The following is an 18,121-nucleotide window of genomic DNA, read 5'->3' on the forward strand; positions in this document are numbered from 1 at the left end:
TTAGTCAGGTATGGTGCGACGCGGTATAAAGCGGCATCAATACGCAAATAAATTTAGAAAATTGTATTAAAGGTAAAAATTTCGGCGTTGGATCAGTTGATTCGCAGTTGGATTCCACAGCTTGCGGTTGCAAACCATCGGCTCCTAACAGACGTGAATTTGGAGCGCCCATTGTCCAACGTTGTAACTGTCGTCGTCGAGAATGCAGGTGCCGCCGTTCTTCGGGCTGGTGTCGCCACCTTCGGTCAAGTCTTCCTTCCTGGTGAGGTTCCTTCGGGTTCGTCTCTCGTCGGCTATGCAGGCGGCGCCGCTCTCGATGTCCAGATCGACGTAAAGACCCGTTATGCGGACGGGTCGGTGAAGATGGCGGTGTTGTCCGTGGATCGCCCGGCCATCGCCGCCGGCGCGTCGCTCGACGTCACCCTCGCGACGGCGGCACCCAAGCAGGTGGAGGCCCTGGATCTCGCCCAGGCGCTGGCCGGGCATTCCTTCCATGTCGACATGGCCGTGCATGGCGGCGAACACGTCACCGTCGACGTGCTGGCGGCGCTGAAGGTCGCTCTCGCGGACGGTACCGCGAGCTTCTGGCAGCAGGGCGAGCTCACCTCGCAGGCGCGCGTGGAGGTGCCGCTGGACGGCTCCCAGCGCTTCGTCTTTGACGTCACGGTCTTCAAGGGCGGCGGCATTTCGGTGGACGCCCAGTTCAACAACGACGGCGCCATGGGTGCGAATGGCGGCCGGGTCGCCTATGACATCGCGGTGACGATGGACGGCCGGCAGGCGCTGAGCGCCTCGGTCGACCAGGGCCAGTACCAGAACTGGCATGAGAGCTTCTCCAGCAACGCCACGGATGGCGGGCAGGAGACCGGCAGCCCCGAGGCGGGCTGGCTCAACATCCGCCAGGACGTCGCGCATCTGCAGGCCGCCGGCGTCGTGGCCGGCTATGACCTGACCCTCAATCTCGATACGGGCCTGCTGGCCGCTTTCGGCGAGGCGACCCATGCGGCCGGCTGGGGCGAGCCCTTCGCGACCAATGGCGTGACGCAGTTCATGCCCGGCACCGGTGGGCGCGCCGATATCGGCATCACCACCGAGGCCAATACGTCCTGGCTCATCAGCCAGGATCCCCGCGCGGCCGCCTATGCCCTGGGCCAGGCCGAGGCGGCCAGCTCGGTGCCCTGGAACTTCTGGGACTCCGCGAACGGCACCTGGCTGAGCACCGACGACTACCCGAACCTCTGGACCGACGGCCGCGGCGGCACGGGCACGCCCGGCGACGCGACCTCCGGCGGCCTCACCCAGCAGGTGGACGGACAGACCGGCTGGCACACCGATTCCGCGCACCAGCCCAACCTCTCCTTCGTGCCCTATGTGCTCACCGGCGCGCGCTGGATGCTCGATAATCTCGAGGCTCAGGCCGCCTGGAACATTCTCGCCCAGCAGCCCTCCGTGCGGGGTGACGACAGCGACAATCTGATCAACACGAACCAGGTGCGCGGCGCCGCCTGGGCCCTGCGCGAGGTGGACAACGCGGCCTGGGCCGCGCCCGATGGATCGGCCGAGAAGGCCTATTTCCAGGAGGCCTCGGACGCCAACTACGCCTGGCTCGTTTCCAAGATCCCCGAATGGACCGCGCTTCAGGGCGAGGCCCATGGCTGGGTCCCGGGCAGCTACGGCGCCGACGGCGCGCTGCCGCCCTGGCAGCAGGACTACTTCGCCTCCACCGTCATCGCCGCCGCCAGCCGAGGCAATGCCGACGCCCTGACCTTCCTGGAGTGGCAGTCCAACTTCCTCGTGGGCCGCTTCACCCATGCGGCGGAGGGCTTCGATGCGCATGACGGCGCGGCCTATCTCCTCGCCATCAGCGATGCGACGGAGGGCGCGGCGCTGTACCAGAGCTGGGCCGAGATCGGCGCCCAGACCGACGCGCGCGGTTGGAGCAACAATGACGGCTGGTCGCAAAGCCAGGGCGACTATGCGCAGCTCGCGGTGGCGACGCTGGCCGGCATCTATCGCCTGACGGGCTCCGCCGAGGCCAAGGCGGCCTATGAGGCGCTCATGGCGGATGGAGCGCCCTTCACCGGCCGGGACAATTACGAGCACGATCCGACCTTCGCCATCGCCTGGCCGGACGCGGTCGGCGTCACGCCGCTGCCCCGCCCTGACACGCCCGAGGTGATCCCGCCCCCCGTTGAGGAGATACCGCTTCCCGAGGTTCCTGTTGCACCGGCTCCGGTCGACGGCACCGTCGCCTTGGCCGTGGTCCTCGGCGCGGAGAGCTGGGCCGGAAATCCGATCGCCGTGATCCGGGTGGACGGAGAGGAGGTCTTCCGCGGCGAGGTGGCCGCCCAGCACGCCGCGGGCGGCCAGCGATACGAGCTCGGCAACTTTGCCGCCAACGCGGCGCATACGGTGACCGTGGACTACGTGAACGATGCCTGGGGCGGCACGTCCTCCACGGATCGCAACCTCTACGTCGAATCCGTGCTGGTGAACGGGGTCGCCTCCGGCTTCCATCAGGATTTGCTGCAGAACGGTCAGGCGGCCTTCGAGCTGACCGCAGCAGGCTCTGTCGGTGCGCCACAGCAGGATGTGCTGCGTATCGCCCTATCGGGTGACGCCTGGCAGGGCGATGCGCGTTATGCCGTGCTGATCGACGGCAAGCAGGTGGCCGAGGGCACGACCTGGGCCTCCCACGCGGCCGGCCAGCAGGAGGTGCTGGAGTTCAAGGGCGATTTCACCGGCGGCGAGCATGCACTGACCATTCGCTTCCTCAATGACAGCTGGGGCGGCACGGCGGATACGGACCGCAACCTCTACGTGGACGGGGTGACCCTGAACGGCGTGGATCAGCACTTCGCGGCGAGCTTGCTCACCAATCTCGACCAGAACTTTGCGCTCGGCGCCGTGAAGCAGCCCGGTTCCGATGCCCTTCCCGAAAATACCGCCCCTGGCGGCGCGCAGACTGTCCTGCCGGACGTGCTTCGCATCGCCGTCTCTCAGGATGCCTATCAGGGGGACGCCCGTTATCTCATCATGGTGGATGGCGTTCAGATGGGCGGCGAGCACGCGGCGAGCGCATCGCACGGTTCGGGAAATCCGGACGTCATCGAGGTCCAGGGCGACTTTGCCGGCGGCGGGCATGCGCTGACCGTGCGCTTCCTGAACGACGCCTGGGGCGGCGACGCGAATTCCGACCGAAACCTCTATGTCGATGCCGTTGAGCTCAACGGAGTCGACCAGAACGCACATGCCGCGCTTCTCCAGAATGGAGATGCCGTCTTCGCTTTCTGAACGCCCGAAGGTCGTTGTGCGGGCCGCTTTACAATTTGCGGCCCGCACATCTCCTGCTGCAGCGCAGCAAATTGCATGCGCAGGGGTATTTACCGAAGTTAAATGACCGCCTTCCCTGTCGCTTACAACCACGACGCGAAAGTTCGCGTGGCCGTCTGGGAAGCACGGCTGAATGTCGGGGTTTGACTGAGTATTTTCCGATCCTGCCCTCGCCCTGGATTGCGATGTAAATTCCCCTGGTCGATCAACGAAACGACAAGACGCGAAGGTCGCGATCCGGAAAAACGAGCAAGGCTTCCATATTTGGAGCGTTTCCGGGCGTGGCAGTTGCGTAAACGTGTGCGCGTATATCCGGCGCTTTGTCTGGTTGTTGGAACATCTCTTCACTCCAGGAGTGGACAATGCAAGCAAACTTTAAGATTTCCGGTATCGACGGCCAGTCGATGAGGGTCGGATCTCCCATGCGCGAGGAGGTTGGCGGGCTCAACAATCGCTCCCCGACCTCTGCCGATGCGCGGGTCGGTGTGCGGATCAAGGAGCTCCGTCGAGCCGCGGGTTACACCCAGAAGGAGATCGCGACGCAGATCGGGGTGACGGGCGCGCAGTTCCATCGCTACGAGACGGGTGCCACGAGGGTCGCGGCGAGCCGGCTCATGGCCATTGCCGAAGCGCTTGGCACCCGGCCGGATGCCCTGATGGGCGTCGCCATGCCGATGGCGCACGCATCCGTTCCGCTCGAAGGCGCGGCGACGGATGATCTGGTGGAGCTGGTCGAGGCCTATGGCGCCATCAGCGATCCGCGCCGTCGCCTTGCGCTCATCAACTTTGCCCGTGCGGTCGCGCGCGGTCCGGGGTCGGACGACGCCATCGCCGCCGAATAGCCTTGCCTCCCACTCAGCGCGCTCCCATCACGATACGGACGAGTTCCGTCAGGGAGCGTGCGCCGAGCTTTGCCATCATGGTAGCGCGGTGGTTTTCCACCGTCCGCTGGCTCAGGTTCAGATCGGCCGCGATGATCTTGTTGGGCGTGCCCGCGAGGACGCGATCCAGGATTTCCCTTTGCCTCTGAGTGAGGCTGGTCAGGCGCTCGGAATCATGCGTTCGCGTCGCGTGCTCCTGGGCTCCGACGGCGATCTGCGCTGAGGCCTTTCGGATGCTCTGCGCGAGGGCGCGGCTGTCGGCGGACCGGTTGATGAAGTCCACCGCTCCCGCCGAAATCACCCGCACCGCCAATTGGATGTCGCCGCCATCGGCGATGACAACCGTGGGGAGCCGGTGGGCAAGAGAGCGCAGAACGGGCAGCAATGGATGCGCGCCGGTCTCTGCGGTGGGCCAGTCCGCCACCACGCAGCCCCGGCGCTCCGGGGTGTCCGCGTGAAGGAAGGCTTCGCCGCTGGCAAAGCCCTCCGCGCTCCATCCCTGGTTCTCGAGCCAGTCCAGCAGCAGGGACCGACGCTCGGTGTCGCCGTCCACGACGAAGATCTGGCCGAGCGGCATTGCTCCAGGCGTCTCCACCGGGTCCATCGGATGCGGCAGAAGCCGATGGACGCGCTCAAGCAGCTCCTCGGCGTCGATCGTGCGCGGGGCCTGTTCGAAATTCGATGCGGCGATCTCCTGGAGGACCGAGGCATCGACGTCGTCGGTGAGCAGGATGGTTGCCGGGGGCAACGGCCGGATGCCGGCGATGCGCCGCGCCAGATCCAGCCCGGTCATGGCGCCGGCCAGCTCAAACTCGGTGATGACGAGCGCCGGAGGAAGTTCGAGGGCCAATCCGACGCCATGCCCCGCATCCGTCGCGATCAGGCTCGCATAGCCATCGCGCTCCAGCAGCAGCCGCAGGGTGCCGGCAAGCTCCGTGTCGCCCACGATGATGAGGACATGGCGCATGTCGTCGGCCAGGTCGGCCGGCAGGCTGGTCCTGGCGAGGGGAGCGGCCGTCGGGAGATCCAGGATGAAGACCGGCTGGCCCGGAGAAGATGCCTCGACGCGAAACGGATGCCCCAATCTTTCGCTGAGCTTGCGCGCCATGTCGAGGCCCAGGCCAAGGGTCTCGCCACCCTCGCGCGCCATGCCATGCGGGCGTCGTTCGAAGCTTGTCCGCAGCAGAGGCAAGGGAATTCTCACGCCACGGGCCCAGAGTTCCATCCGCAGCAGGCCTCCGCGCCGGCGGCACCCAATCAGGATTCGCTCCAGGCGCGTGGCGCGCAGCAGGTCGAGGATCAGGTGCCTCAGCGCGCGCCGCAGGATGCGAGGATCGCTGACGATCATCTGCCCCGATCGCACCACGCGCCATTCCAGGCCATGGAGTTGGAAGTCCCGGTCGAAATCCGCGTGAAGCCCGTCCAGGACGACGTTGACCGGGAAAGTGGACAGATCCACTTCGAGCACACCCATGTCGAGCTGCGCGCGGTCCTGCAGCGTATCGAGCATTCCCCCGATCTCGTTGATGGTGGAGCCGAGACGTTCCATCTTCGCCGCGAGCTCGACGCCAGGCTCCAGTCCGGTCAGCTGCCGATGCGCGAGCGCGAGCGCCTCCTGGCGCCGGCGGAGATCGCGGCCCGCCGCGGCCAGCATTCGGGACTTGTCGTAGCTGGCGCGTTCCGCTGCGGACTTGGCGTTCTCGAGGCTCGCCATGACGACGGCGCGCTCGGTGATGTCCTCGATGGCCAGCATCGTGCGCCTGGGCGGCAGGTGCGAAATCACGATGCGCAGCGTCCGCAGGCCGGTGGCAGGCAGGGTGATCTGGATGACGCAATTGTCGATCCGCTCGCCGCGATCGTCGCGGCTCGTCAGGAAGGCGGCGAGCTGGGGGGTGGCGCGGATGGCCGCTCCAAGCAGCGCCGGCAAGGCGGCCTCGTCCGCTTTGCCCCCGAAGGTCTCGCGGAACGCGTGGTTCGAGAAGATGACATGCAGATTCGCATCGAGGACCACCAGCGGCTGATAGTGTGCGCGCACCAGATCGCCCGCAATGCTCCGCATGGCTTCCGCCCGTGCCGCCGCCGCCTTCGTTTCGCGGATGTCGGCATAGGAGATGATGACGCCGGCCAGCCTGCCCTCCGCTGGATCGGGGGAACCCTGAAGATAAGGATGAATGCGGCGCATGAGCCAGGTTCCGTCCGGCAGCTCCACTTCGCGGCTCGCGCTTTCCCCGGTGGCGATGACGAACCGCGCGGCCTCCATCAGCTCGGGATCGTCGACGAGCGAAGCAATGTCGGCAACCGGCCGGCCGACATCCCGGGGCATCATCCGGAACGGCAGGCGCTTTGAGGGCGTGAAAAACCGGATGTTGAGGCTGATGTCGAGAAGGAGAACGGCAAACGGCGAACTGGCGACGATGTTCCACAGCTCTCCCTCCGCGCCCCTGGCGAGCCGCAACTGATCCTGCAGCCCGGTTTCGGTGGTGTCGGAAACGCGGATGAGCCGCGTCAGTTCTTCCTCCAGGCCGACAGCGTCTTCCAAGCGGAGGCTGGACTGGCGCTGCTCCGTGGCGGCCTCCTGCCGAAGCGCCTGGATCTCGAGTTGCAGCGCCTGGTTCTCCAGCGTCAGCGGTTCGGCCGCTCGGGGCCGATCCGTCGGGATCGACCCCGGAGAGGCGAGCGACGCCGACATCTCGGCCGGCGCAATCCCTCGCACATAGAGATGCGGGGACATGGGCACGGCCTGGAAGCCGTCCAGCTCAGGCACCTCGTCGCCGGGGCCCAGCAGCAGCAATCCGCCAGGGTTGAGGGCGAAGCGGAACTTCGCCACAAGCGGGGCCCATTCCTCCCGGGGCAGGGAGGAAAGAAGCCTCCGGCAAACAATCACGTCCATGCGCGACAGCGGCGGGTCCGTCGGCGTGTACCGGCTGAACACGGCGCTGTCGCGAAGCCGTGGCGTGATGCGCCAGCTCGTTCGATCCTCGATAAAGTAGCGCTGGAGGTATTCTGCCGGCACGTCCAGCATGACCTCGCGCCCATAGACCCCATGCCGTGCCCGTTCGATCGCGGTCGCGTCCAAATCCGCGGCGAAAACCCGAAGCGGCACAGCGCTGGATTCGAGCGCCTCGGCCGCCAGCATCGCGACGGTGTAAGCTTCCTCGCCGGTCCCGCAGCCGAGAACCCAGACGCGAAACTCCTCGCGCCGCTGCTCCGGTTGTTCGGTGGCAACGGACAGCCGGAGGCACTCCTGGAGATCGAAAAGCGAGGCGGCGTCGCGAAAGAAGCCGCCCGCGACGGCTCGCGGCTCCGGCATCTGGGGATGGGCATCGCCGGCAGTGGCGGGCGGATCGGGCGAACTCCCGGCGGTATCATCGCCGGCTCCCGGGCGCGGCTGAAGCGGAACGGCCGCGGAGCGAGCGTCCCCAGGGAAGAGGCTCTGTCCGCCATGCGCGGCAGAGAGTTGCCTCAACATCCGGGCTTCCGCGATCAGCAGGCCCCCGGCCTCGCGGATCATCCTGGGTCCCATCGCGCCTTCGTGGCCATCCCTCACAAAGGCGACGGCGCGCGGTCCTTCGCTGATGGCCAGGGCCTGCAGGAAAATATCGAAGCCGACGTCCTCGCTGGCTGGCTCCTGACCCTGAAAGTGAAGCCGTCCGTTCCGGATGATCAACTGACCGAAATCGGGCGCGAGATGGATCCGATCAGCCGAGACCGCCATGCCGTTCGCGGCTTCGACGAGGGGAAGGGGCGAATGGGTGGCGAGCCAGCTTGCCGCGTGATTGTCCTCAACCGAGGGATCTGCGGCCACGAAAAGAACGTAGCCGATGTTCCCGTCCCGCGGCAGGGCTTCGAGAAAGCTCCTGGCGCTTTCAAGACTATTTGCGCGAAAGCCGGCGATGAAGCGGGCAGGTTCGCTTTCGTCTGGAGGGGCATGGAGCCCACGCGGCGACTCGGATCTTGGCATCTCACCCTGGTGCTCACACGGAGGTCCGACGACCTATGTGCATATTGGGAGCAATCGACGAGGCAATCCATAACTACTATAAAAACGCCAAAATCAGCACATTTCCGCCATTATAACTAAATGAAATAATCCGCTGATACTTTCGGCTATTTTATTTGAATGGCAGCAGATTTTGGCGAAATTTAGATAGGCGCAATTTTCCCCGTCGCGATCGCGCTGTCCTGGCAAAGCCAGCGTGAGGACAAGCCCTCCGCTACTGCTCCTGGAAGGCTCGCGCGAGGCTGTCGCGGATCGGTTGCGTCAGGTAGCGCCAGAAGCTGCGCTGACCGATCTGGACATGGCCCTCCACCGGCATCCCCGCGACCAGGGTAATACTGGGAAGGGCCGCAAGTTGTGCGTCGTCGACCCGGATTTGCGCGCGGAAGAAATTGGCCCGGGTCTGCGGATCGGACGTCACGTCGGCCGCCACGAAGGTCACGACCCCGTGGAGCACGGGAATGAGCCGCTGGCGGAAGGCCGGCAGGCGCAACTCCGCCGGCAGGCCGACATGCACGACGTCGATGTCGTTCGGCTGGATATTCACCTCCGCGACGAGCCGGTCCTGCGCCGGCACGAGGTCCATCGCGGGATCGCCGGCGCGCAGAACCGCCCCGGCCGTGAACTGGCGCAGGTTCAGGATGGTGCCGGCCTCGGGTGCGGTGATTTCCCGGCGCGCCGAGACGTCGGCCGCGGCCCGCAGGCGCTCCTCGGTATCGGCCAGGCGGGCCGCGACGTCGCGTGCTTCCGTGCCGATCTCCTGCAGACGCTGGTCGCGCGTCTGGGCAATGCCGCCGCGCGCCTCGGCGATGGCGCCCTCGGCGCGGCGCACCTGGCTCGTCAGATCCTGCATCTGGCCTTCGAGGGCAGCCAGTGCGCGCTGCAGGGCCAGGAGCTCCGGCACCCGCGCGAGGCCCTGGCGCACGAGGCCGCTGCGCATGGCCTCCTCCTGTCGCATGAGTTCGAGCTGGCGTCGCGTCGCTTCGATCTGGCCTTCTGCGCCGGCGATCGCCGCCTGCTGCTGCGTCACGCGGGATTCCAGCACGAGGAGCTGGCTCGCGAGGCTGGCGTTCCGCGCTTCGAACAAGGTGCGCTGCCCGGCCATGGCCTCCTGCGCGCGCTCGTTTCCCGAAGCGGCGAGATCGCGCGGGAAGGTGATCCCGGCGGCGCCGGTGGCCTCGGCCTCCAGCCGGGCGCCCTGCGCCTGGAGCGCGAAGCGCTGCGCCCGCAGCCCTTCCAGGGTCGCGCCGGACTGGACGTCGTCCAGCCGCATGACGACATCCCCCGCCGCGACGGCGGAGCCGTCGCGCACGAGGATCTCCCGGATGATGCCGCCCTCGAGGTGGGAGAGCGTGCGGCGCGTTCCCTCGACCTTGATGACGCCCGGCGCGATCGCGGCTTCGGCGAGCGGGGCGAAGACGGCCCAGGCCATGAAGCCGCCGAACAGTCCGATGGTCACGAAGAGCCCCGCGGCGATCAGCCATCCGGTGCGCGGCCGGTCCTGTCCCAGCGGATCGAGGGCTGGAGCGATGGGTCGGCGCGCGATGTCCTGCCGCGCGCTCATGACATCTGCTCCGCCGCGACGACGCGCGGCGGCTGCGGCGACATCATCCGCCGGGTGACCTCCTCGCGCGGGCCGAAGGCGGCCAGGCTGCCGTCCTTGAGGATAAGCACCTTGTCCGCGGCCTGCACCAGCGCGGGGCGATGGGACACGACGACCACGGTGACGCGCCGCGCCTTGAGCGCCTGCATGCCGCGCACCAGCGCCTGTTCGCCCTCGCCGTCGAGGCTGGCGCTGGGCTCGTCCAGAACGACCAGGCGAGGGTCGCCGAAGAAGGCGCGCGCGAGGCCGATCATCTGCCGCTGCCCGCCGGAAAGGCGCATGCCGGCCTCGCCGATCTGCGTGTCGTAGCCGTCGGGAAGGCGCAGGATCATGTGGTGGCAGCCGGCGAGTTTCGCAGCTTCGAACACCTCCTCCGGGGCGGCCTCTCCCATACGCGCGATGTTGTGGAAGACCGTCCCCTCGAACAGTTCGACATCCTGCGGGAGGTAGCCGGAATGGCGGCCGAAATCCTCGCGCTGCCAGAGGAAGACGTCGGCGCCGTCGAGCCGCACATTGCCCGCCGCGGGCGGCGCCACGCCCGCCAGAAGGCGCAGCAGCGTGGTCTTGCCGGCGCCCGAGGGGCCGATGATGGCCAGCGATTCCCCCGGTGTGAGGGCGAAGCTGACGCCCTTGACCACCGCCTCGCTGGCGCCGGGAAAGACATAGGACAGCCGCTCCACGGAGAGCCATCCGGCAGGCTCGGGCATGCGCATCCCCTCGGGACGCAGCCGGGGCAGGTCGAAGAAGGCCTGCAGCCGGCGGAAGGATTGCCGTGCCGCGACCAGCTGCTTCCATGAGCCGACGAGCTGCTCGACCGGCGCCAGCGCCCGTCCCATCACGATCGAGGCGGCGATGGAGGCCCCGGCCGTCATCTGCTGCTGCAGCACGAGCCAGGCGCCGAGGCCCAGGATGGCGAGCTGCACCGCAAGGCGCGAGAAGCGCGAGATACCGACGATCCAGCTGGCGCGGTTCGCCGCGCGGCGCTGTGGCGGCAGCATGCGCGCCACCTCCTCGCGCCAGCGCGCCAGCACGGCGGGGAGCATGCCCATGCTATCGATCACCTCGGCATTGCGGCCGATCGCCTCGGCGCGGCGCTGGCTGGCCTGGCCCGCGACATTCGCCTCGCGCATCAGTCGGGAGGTCATCGCCTCGTTCACCAGGGTCAGCACGAAGAGCAGCACCGCGCCCCCGACCGCGACGGCGCCGAGCAGGGGGTGCAGCAGAAAGATTACGAAGAGGTAAATCGGCGCCCAGGGCAGATCGTAGATGGCCAGCATGCCGGGAGAGCCGAGATAGCTCCGGAAGGTGGCGAGGTCGCGCAGGGCTTCCATGCGATAGGGTCGCCCGCGCAGATGGGCTTCGAGGGCGCGCGCGAAGCCCTCCGGCGCCAGGCGGGTCTCCAGCCAGCCGGCGACGCGCTGCATCACCGCCCCGCGGATGGCGTCCAGGATCGCCAGGACGGCCAGGGCGAAGATCGCGATCGTGGTGAGATGGATCAGCGTGTCGGTGTTGCGGGTCGTCAACACCCGGTCGAAGACCTGCATCATGTACAGCGAGACGGTGAGCTGGAGCAGGTTCGCGACGCCGGAGAAGGCACCGACGATCCCGAAGGTGCCACGGCAGGCTGAGAGGGTGCGCTGAATTGCGGTGTCGCCCGCCGGCGTAGTCGGATTTCGCATATGATCTCTGCGCGGCGCGGGTCTCCCCGACGCATCGCGTTTCTCCAGGACATCGCGGGCGGAAGGGGCGGGCTGCTCGATGCGGGACCTGGCATGCAACCCGCGGAGCCTTCGCTCGTCCGCGTCGGTGTTTGGGCGCGCGGGGGGCAACGCCGGAGGGGGTGGTGCCCCGGTGTCATGTCTGCGGCGCGCCGATGCAAGTTTTTTGCGCGGAGGTGATGGTCGGCTTTACACATCGTGGGCGCTTGGCCCGTGACAGCAGAAGGGGCCGGCGAGCCGGCCCCTCCCAATGTGACCGCTCAGATCAGTTCTGGCGGCGGCGCCGCGCGGCGGCGAAGCCGAGCAAGCCAGCGCCGAGCAGCGCGAAGGTCGCAGGCTCCGGCACGGGCGTGGGCGTCGTGATGCGGGCGTAGAGGCCGATGGAGTTGCTTCCGCCCTCCTGGCTGATGAACTGGGAGGAGAGCGTCGCACCGCCATCACTGGAGAAGCCCAGCAGCTGGATCGTGTAGGGCACCCCGCCGATGGTGAAGGACGAGGAGGTTGTCAGGTTGTTGAAGGTGATCGCGTCTGCGCAGGGCGTCGTGCTCGGATAGGCGCAGGGCGGGGTGTTGGGCGTCTCGTCAATCAGGAACTGATAGCTGAAGGTCTGCGACGAGGGGACCGCGCCCGAGATGGCCGTCGCGAGGTTGAGGCGCACGGAGCTGGCCGCGGTGCCACCGGCGATCGGTTCGTTGTAGTGGGTCAGGGTGCCGAGCAGGAACGTCGTGTCGGTCTGGACGGTGGCGCTCGGCGGGTTGGACGGGTTGAAGCCCAGGCCGCTCTGGCCGCCGGAGCTTGCGGGATCGCCCCAGAAGACCTGGGTGACGGTGTTGTTCCCAGAGCCGGACGTGCCGAAGTTGATGTCGCTTCCACCGACCACGTTCGACCAGGTGGGGGTCGTGGCGGTGATGGTGACGGGCGCCGCAGAGGCAGCACCGGATCCGAAAACCACCGCCAGTGAGAGCGCGGCGGCTGATGCCGCGCCGATGACATTCAAGTTGAACATGTGAACCCTCCTCGTTCTTGGACGCCCCTCAGGAGGGCGCGAGCAGGGGAAGAGCATTTTCCGTGCCACGGAAAAATACTGTAATTATTCAATATGTTGAATGATTTTTGTGCGCATCTTGGAACGTTATGTAAACGACCCTGACATCGACGCAGCGTCGAAAGCCGGAGGGTGGTGAAGGTGGGAATTCCGTCGCCGCGCTAGCCCTGATCATCACGATTCTCATGCGGGGATCTCGCGGCGCAGGCAATCCGGAAGATCAGGCCGGGGGACGGACCTTCGTCCATTCTTCTGGCTCAGCATCGGCATCCTCGCCCCCTATTGGGAGTGGCCCATCAAAATTTGCAGGATTAAAAATTCCTGGGGCTCACGAGGGCGGAATGGCCGGACATTCCGGGGAATTACCCCGGCGTCCGGCCTGCTCGATCAAGTCTTGAAGAAGGCCAGCAGGTCGGCGTTGATCGCCTCCGCATGCGTCGTGCACATGCCATGCGGATAGCCCGGATAGATCTTCAGCGTGCCGTTCTTCACCAGCTTGGCCGAAAGCACGCCCGCATTCTGATAAGGCACGATCTGGTCGTCATCGCCGTGCAGCACCAGCACCGGCACCTCGATCTTCTTCAGATCCTCCGTGAAGTCGGTCTCGGAGAAGGCCTTGATGCATTCGTAATGCGCCTGCGCGCCGCCCATCATGCCCTGGCGCCACCAATTGGCGATCACGCCCTCGGACACCTTCGCGCCCTCGCGGTTGAAGCCGTAGAAGGGGCCGGCCGGCAGATCGCGATAGAATTGCGCGCGATTGGCGGCGAGCCCGGCGCGGATGCCGTCGAAGACCTCGAGCGGCACGCCCCCGGGGTTCTTGTCGCTCTTGACCATCACCGGCGGCACGGCGCCGATCAGCACCGCCTTGGACACCCGGCCGCCGCCGCCATATCGCGCGACATAGCGCGCGACCTCGCCGCCGCCCGTCGAATGCCCGACATGGATCGCGCCCTTCAGGTCGAGATGCTTGGCCAGGGCCGCGACATCCGCCGCATAGGTGTCCATCTCGTTGCCCGTCTCGGTCTGGCTGGAACGCCCATGGCCGCGACGGTCATGGGCGATGACGCGGAAGCCCCTGGCGTAGAAGAACAGCATCTGGGCATCCCAGTCGTCCCCGCTCAGCGGCCAGCCGTGATGGAAGACGATCGGCCGCGCGTCCTTCGCGCCCCAGTCCTTGTAGAAGATCTCGGCGCCGTCGGTGACGGTGAAGGTTCCACTGCTCATGATCGCTCTCCTGGTTGCTGGTCATCTCGCATGCCGTCGCCAAGGCCATCCTCGGTTGGGCGGAGGCGTCCAAGACAATGCGCGAAGCCCGCGGAAGGTTTATTAATCGAGATATATATTATCGCAATAATTAATGCTCAAACCGCGATAGGGCCGCTGTCCGGCACCAGATATAGCGATAACTGAATTCCTCGCCGGGCCAAACGCGGCTTCGGAGGCCGCCCCTACGCCCAGAGACGCTCGCGCTGCAGATTGGTGTAGAGGTCCGACACGAACTCGCCATAGCCGTTGAAGAGCTGCGTCGGCACGCGCTCGCCCGAGCCGATCACGCGCTCGCTCGCCTGGCTCCAGCGCGGATGCGCGACCTGCGGATTCACATTGCCCCAGAAGCCGTATTCCGAGGGCTGGATCGTGTTCCAATAGGTGGCGGGCTGGCGGTCCGTGAAGGTCATCCGCACGATCGACTTGCCGGATTTGAAGCCGTACTTCCAGGGAAAGAGCACGCGGATCGGCGCGCCGTTCGCGCCCTGCAGCGGCTTGCCGTAATTGCCCACGGCCAGGAAGGACATGTCGTTCATCGCCTCGGCGACGGTGCAGCCCTCGGTATGCGGCCAGGGATACCACGTCTGGCGCAGGCCGGGCATCACGGCGGGGATCGCGGCGGTCTGGAAGGCGATGAAGCGCGCGCTCGAGCTCGGCTCCACCAGCTTCACCAGCTCGGCGAGCGGGAAGCCGGTCCAGGGGATGACCATCGACCAGCCCTCGACGCAGCGCAGCCGCAGCACCCGCTCCTCGATGGGCATCAGGCCGATCAACTCGTCGATGGCGAATTCGCGCGGCTTGCCGACCATCCCCTCGACCTTGATGGTCCAGGGGCGCAGCGGCATCCGCGCGGCGTCGCGCGAGATGCTCTTGGTGGAGCCGAATTCGTAGAAGTTGTTGTAGGTCGTGGCCTCGCGCTCGGCGGTGATGTCGCGGCCGGGCACGAAACGCGCATTGCGCTGCGCGGGGGGCAGGGGGGGCGAGGCGGTGACGGACTGGGCCCCCGCCGGGTCCGCGAAGGCCGCCGGCAAAAGCGCCGCGCCGGCGCCGAGCAGGGATCGGCGGTTGAGCACCAGCGCCTCGGGCGTCACCTGGCTTTCGGGAATTTCAAAGCCGCGGCGGCTGCGGATCAGCATCGAGATTCTCCAGCCCGGGGGGAGCCGCCGGAACGCCCGGCGGCAGGCCCTCACCTGAGGCGATCGGTATCCTCTTCGTCAAGGCGATCGTGGAGGTAACGATCCAGTCCGGGGCCAACACGTCGAGGCCGTCGGCCTGGATCAGCGCGTCGCGCCCCTCCTGCATCCCGGCCCGCGCCAGCTCCACCGTCTCGGGATCGCGCAGGACATAGAACACGCCCGGCTCGTACCGGCCCTCGGCCAGTCGCTCGGCGATGTCGGCGCGCAGGCGATCGATGGCGCCGGCATCGGCCCGCGCGAGATACATGGCGTCCGTCGGCATGCCGTGCCGGGCGGCGAAGACGGCGACCTCCTCCCAGCCGCGGCCCTGGTTGCCCGCCGGCACGAGGCGGACGGCGTGGTAGCGCTGGGCGGCCTGCGCCCAGAAGGGATCGGCAAGGCGCAGCGGCAGCTGGTCGGCCGTGGGCGGGAAGAAATGCGCGATGCGGGCATAGCCCGGCCGCAGATCCGTCGCCTGAACCAGCAGCAGGGCCAGCAGCGCGAAGCCGCCCCAGCGCGGCCCGAAGGCGCGCAGCAACCCCGCCATGCCGGCGAGGATCAACGCATAGGCCAGGGGCCAGACATAGCGCTCCGAGCAGCGGAGCATACCGAAGAGCGTCACCACGCGATCGGGCAGCGGCACGGTCGCGATCTCCGTGCCGCCGATCGTGACGCGATGGCTCACGGCGAAGACCAGCATCGCTGCGAGCACCAGCATCAGCGGGATCAGTCGGCGCCGCGGCGGCACGAAGAGCAGGAAAGGAAGCAGCAGCAGCGCTCCCAGGCCGAGATAGGAGCTGCCGGATTCCGGATGGTCCGGATCGGGCAGGTCGGGCAGGAAGCCACCCCAGAAGGCGGGATCGAAGAGGGCCAGCAGGTCGAGCTGCATCGTGCCGTATTGGTCATTGCCATGGCCCGCGCCCAGCACGAAGAAGCCGGCCGCCCAGAGGCCGGCGATCCCGGCGGCGGGGACGATGGCCGCCTCGGCGAGGCTGCGGCGCGACCACCAGTCGGCCACCCAGAGCGCCAGGACCATCGGCAGGATGTAGGAGTGGATCAGCGAGGCCGCGAGCACCAGAGCGGCCCAGCCCGCCGCGCGCAGCCGCCCGGCCGGGCTGAGGACCAGCAACAGGCCCCAGAGGATCAGCCATTGTCCGGCAAGGGCGAAATGCCCTCCCATCCGGTTCAGCAGCATGGGTTGCAGCACGAAGATCATCGCGCCGGCCAGCCGGGCGAGGGGGGCCTCGGTCAGCCGCCCGATCAGCCGCCAGGCGAGCCAGCCCTGCAATGCCCCGCAGGCGACGATCCACATCCCCCAATACTGGTCCACCTCGACCAGGCCACGCAGCGCCTTGAAGGCGAAGGCCAGCAGTGGGATGGAATCCGCGTAGAAGATCGAGGAGGAAAGCTCCATCCCGAACAGCGGGTTGACCCCCGGCGGGAGCGCCCAGGGCACAAGCCGGAAATACGTCCAGCCGAGCCAGTACTGGACGGGATCGGGCCCGATCTGCCCGGACAGCATCCAGCCTGTGTGCGAGGGCGGAACGATCTGCCACCCAAAGATCGCGAGGATGAGAGCTCCGCCCAGAAGAGCCGCGCAGGCTGCGCCGAGAAGGGTGGTGGGGGCGGGCGTTGGGCGCATGCAGCACTCCAGGAACCTGCATGGAACCAGCAAAAGGTGTCGGAGTTGCGGTGATGTTGCGGCGCAGTAAGGCGTGGCGCGCATGTCGATGACCGGAGGTTTGCTCCGCCAGCATCCCCGCGCGTCCGTTTGACAGATCCGGCGCGGCGACCAAACCTTACCGGCAACGAGAATCATCGAGGAAATGCGGCCATGGCCCGCCGGGGCCAGGCCAGCCGCGCGACCCGCACCGGCGCCTTACAGGAACCTCCGCTTGTCCAAGATCACGCGCCTGCGCACCATCCGCATCACCGAGCGGCCCAATCTGATCTGGCTGGAGCTCGAGACCGATGAGGGGCTGACCGGCCTCGGCGAATCTTTCCGCGGCGCCCAGGCCGTCGAGGCGGTGATCCACGAGCAGGTGGCCCCCTTCCTGCTCGGCCGCGACTCCCGTCGCATCGAGGCCGTCTCGCGCCACCTGATGACGCCCTATCTCGGCTTCCACAGCGCGGGCGCGGAGATCCGCGCGGCGAGCGCGGTCGACATCGCGCTGTGGGACCTCGCGGGGCAGCGCCACGGCATTCCCGTGCACGAGGCCCTGGGTGGGGCGGTGCGCACGGAGATCCGTGCCTACAACACCTGCGCCGGCTACGCCTACAACGCCGCCGGCGGGCGACGGAACGTCTCCGGCCAGGACGAGACCGCCGGTCCCTATGACGACCAGATCGCCTTCATGAACGACGCCGGAAAGCTGGCCGAGAGCCTGCTCTCGGAGGGCTATGCCGCCATGAAGATCTGGCCGCTCGACATCTATGCCGAGGCCTCGGGCGGGCACATGATCTCGCTGGAGGACCTCAAGGCCGGGCTCGAACCCTTCCGCAAGATCCGCGCCGCCGTGGGCGACCGGATCGAGGTGATGGCCGAGCTCCACAGCCTCTGGAGCAGCCACGCCGCCATCCGCATCTGCCGCGCGCTGGAGGATGTCGGCGTCTTCTGGGCGGAGGATCCCATCGCCAAGATGGACGACGTCCGCACCCTGGCCGACCTGCGGCGCCAGACCCGCACGCCGATCTGCGGCAGCGAGACGCTGGGCGGCGCCGTGCCCTTCCGCGACCTCCTGGCGGGCGATGCGCTGGACATGGTGATGCTCGACCTCGCCTGGTGCGGCGGGCTGACGGAGGGCCGCAAGATCGCGGCCTTGGCCGAGGCCTACGCGAAGCCGCTGGCCCCGCATGACTGCACCGGCCCGGTGACGCTGATGGCCGGGCTGCACCTCGCGCTCCATGCCCCGACCGCGATCTTCCAGGAGGTGGTGCGCGCCACGCTGGCCACTTGGTATCGCGACCTCGTCACGGAGCTGCCCGTGCTGCGCAACGGCATGGTGCAGGCGCCCACCGCGCCGGGGCTCGGCATGAAGCTGCAGGATACGGTGCGCACGCGGCCGGATGCCGTGGTGCGCGAGAGCGCGAAGTCCTGAGC

The 18,121-nt window shown here is 67.4% G+C and carries 10 protein-coding genes; 3 read left to right on the forward strand and 7 right to left on the reverse strand.

Annotated features, from left to right (window positions below; genetic code table 11):
* Positions 1-378: 378 nt before the first annotated feature.
* Both ACO057_RS18230 and ACO057_RS18235 read left to right on the forward strand, forming a co-directional pair.
* Positions 379-3,294 carry a carbohydrate-binding domain-containing protein gene (locus ACO057_RS18230; protein ID WP_421994633.1) on the forward strand — a complete coding sequence of 972 codons (2,916 nt, stop codon included), beginning with the start codon at positions 379-381 and terminating at the stop codon, positions 3,292-3,294.
* Between the two features lie 461 nt (positions 3,295-3,755).
* Positions 3,756-4,175, forward strand: a complete 420-nt coding sequence (locus tag ACO057_RS18235) for a helix-turn-helix domain-containing protein (protein ID WP_421994093.1) — start codon at positions 3,756-3,758, stop codon at positions 4,173-4,175.
* A gap of 13 nt (positions 4,176-4,188) precedes the next feature.
* On the opposite strand, the gene ACO057_RS18240 is transcribed toward ACO057_RS18235, so the two are convergent.
* The 7 genes from ACO057_RS18240 to ACO057_RS18270 all read right to left on the reverse strand — a co-directional run bounded on the left by ACO057_RS18240 (position 4,189) and on the right by ACO057_RS18270 (position 16,663).
* Positions 4,189-8,175, reverse strand: coding sequence for a CheR family methyltransferase (locus ACO057_RS18240; RefSeq protein WP_421994095.1), 3,987 nt, complete (start codon positions 8,173-8,175; stop codon positions 4,189-4,191).
* A gap of 253 nt (positions 8,176-8,428) precedes the next feature.
* The gene (locus ACO057_RS18245) at positions 8,429-9,775 is read right to left on the reverse strand and encodes an HlyD family type I secretion periplasmic adaptor subunit (protein WP_421994097.1); all 1,347 of its coding nucleotides are present in this window, start codon (positions 9,773-9,775) and stop codon (positions 8,429-8,431) included.
* Positions 9,772-11,493, reverse strand: coding sequence for a type I secretion system permease/ATPase (locus ACO057_RS18250; protein ID WP_421994099.1), 1,722 nt, complete (start codon positions 11,491-11,493; stop codon positions 9,772-9,774). The genes ACO057_RS18245 and ACO057_RS18250 overlap by 4 nt, the downstream gene beginning before the upstream one ends.
* A gap of 304 nt (positions 11,494-11,797) precedes the next feature.
* Positions 11,798-12,538, reverse strand: coding sequence for a THxN family PEP-CTERM protein (locus ACO057_RS18255; protein WP_421994101.1), 741 nt, complete (start codon positions 12,536-12,538; stop codon positions 11,798-11,800).
* A 426-nt stretch (positions 12,539-12,964) separates the two neighbouring features.
* Complete coding sequence (locus ACO057_RS18260; protein WP_421994103.1) at positions 12,965-13,804, reverse strand: alpha/beta fold hydrolase; 840 nt, start codon at positions 13,802-13,804, stop codon at positions 12,965-12,967.
* Positions 13,805-14,028: 224 nt separating this feature from the next.
* Entirely contained in the window at positions 14,029-14,982 is a 954-nt protein-coding gene (msrP, locus tag ACO057_RS18265) for a protein-methionine-sulfoxide reductase catalytic subunit MsrP (RefSeq protein WP_421994105.1), read from the reverse strand.
* The gene (locus tag ACO057_RS18270) at positions 14,954-16,663 is read right to left on the reverse strand and encodes a DUF6311 domain-containing protein (protein WP_421994107.1); all 1,710 of its coding nucleotides are present in this window, start codon (positions 16,661-16,663) and stop codon (positions 14,954-14,956) included. The genes msrP and ACO057_RS18270 overlap by 29 nt, the downstream gene beginning before the upstream one ends.
* Positions 16,664-16,916: 253 nt before the next feature.
* On the opposite strand from ACO057_RS18270, the gene ACO057_RS18275 reads away from it, so the two are divergent.
* Positions 16,917-18,119, forward strand: a complete 1,203-nt coding sequence (locus ACO057_RS18275; protein ID WP_421994109.1) for a mandelate racemase/muconate lactonizing enzyme family protein — start codon at positions 16,917-16,919, stop codon at positions 18,117-18,119.
* Positions 18,120-18,121: the final 2 nt, after the last annotated feature.

It is taken from the genome of Roseococcus sp. (assembly GCF_965227005.1).
In the GTDB taxonomy this organism is placed as follows: Bacteria; Pseudomonadota; Alphaproteobacteria; order Acetobacterales; family Acetobacteraceae; genus Roseococcus.

Coding starts and splice junctions, on each gene's coding strand:
- ACO057_RS18235 (WP_421994093.1), top strand. CDS start 3,756: ATGCGCGAGGAGGTTGGCGGGCTCAACAATCGCTCCCCGACCTCTGCC.
- ACO057_RS18240 (WP_421994095.1), bottom strand. CDS start 8,175: ATGCCAAGATCCGAGTCGCCGCGTGGGCTCCATGCCCCTCCAGACGAA.
- ACO057_RS18245 (WP_421994097.1), bottom strand. CDS start 9,775: ATGAGCGCGCGGCAGGACATCGCGCGCCGACCCATCGCTCCAGCCCTC.
- ACO057_RS18250 (WP_421994099.1), bottom strand. CDS start 11,493: ATGCGAAATCCGACTACGCCGGCGGGCGACACCGCAATTCAGCGCACC.
- ACO057_RS18255 (WP_421994101.1), bottom strand. CDS start 12,538: ATGTTCAACTTGAATGTCATCGGCGCGGCATCAGCCGCCGCGCTCTCA.
- ACO057_RS18260 (WP_421994103.1), bottom strand. CDS start 13,804: ATGAGCAGTGGAACCTTCACCGTCACCGACGGCGCCGAGATCTTCTAC.
- msrP (WP_421994105.1), bottom strand. CDS start 14,982: ATGCTGATCCGCAGCCGCCGCGGCTTTGAAATTCCCGAAAGCCAGGTG.
- ACO057_RS18270 (WP_421994107.1), bottom strand. CDS start 16,663: ATGCGCCCAACGCCCGCCCCCACCACCCTTCTCGGCGCAGCCTGCGCG.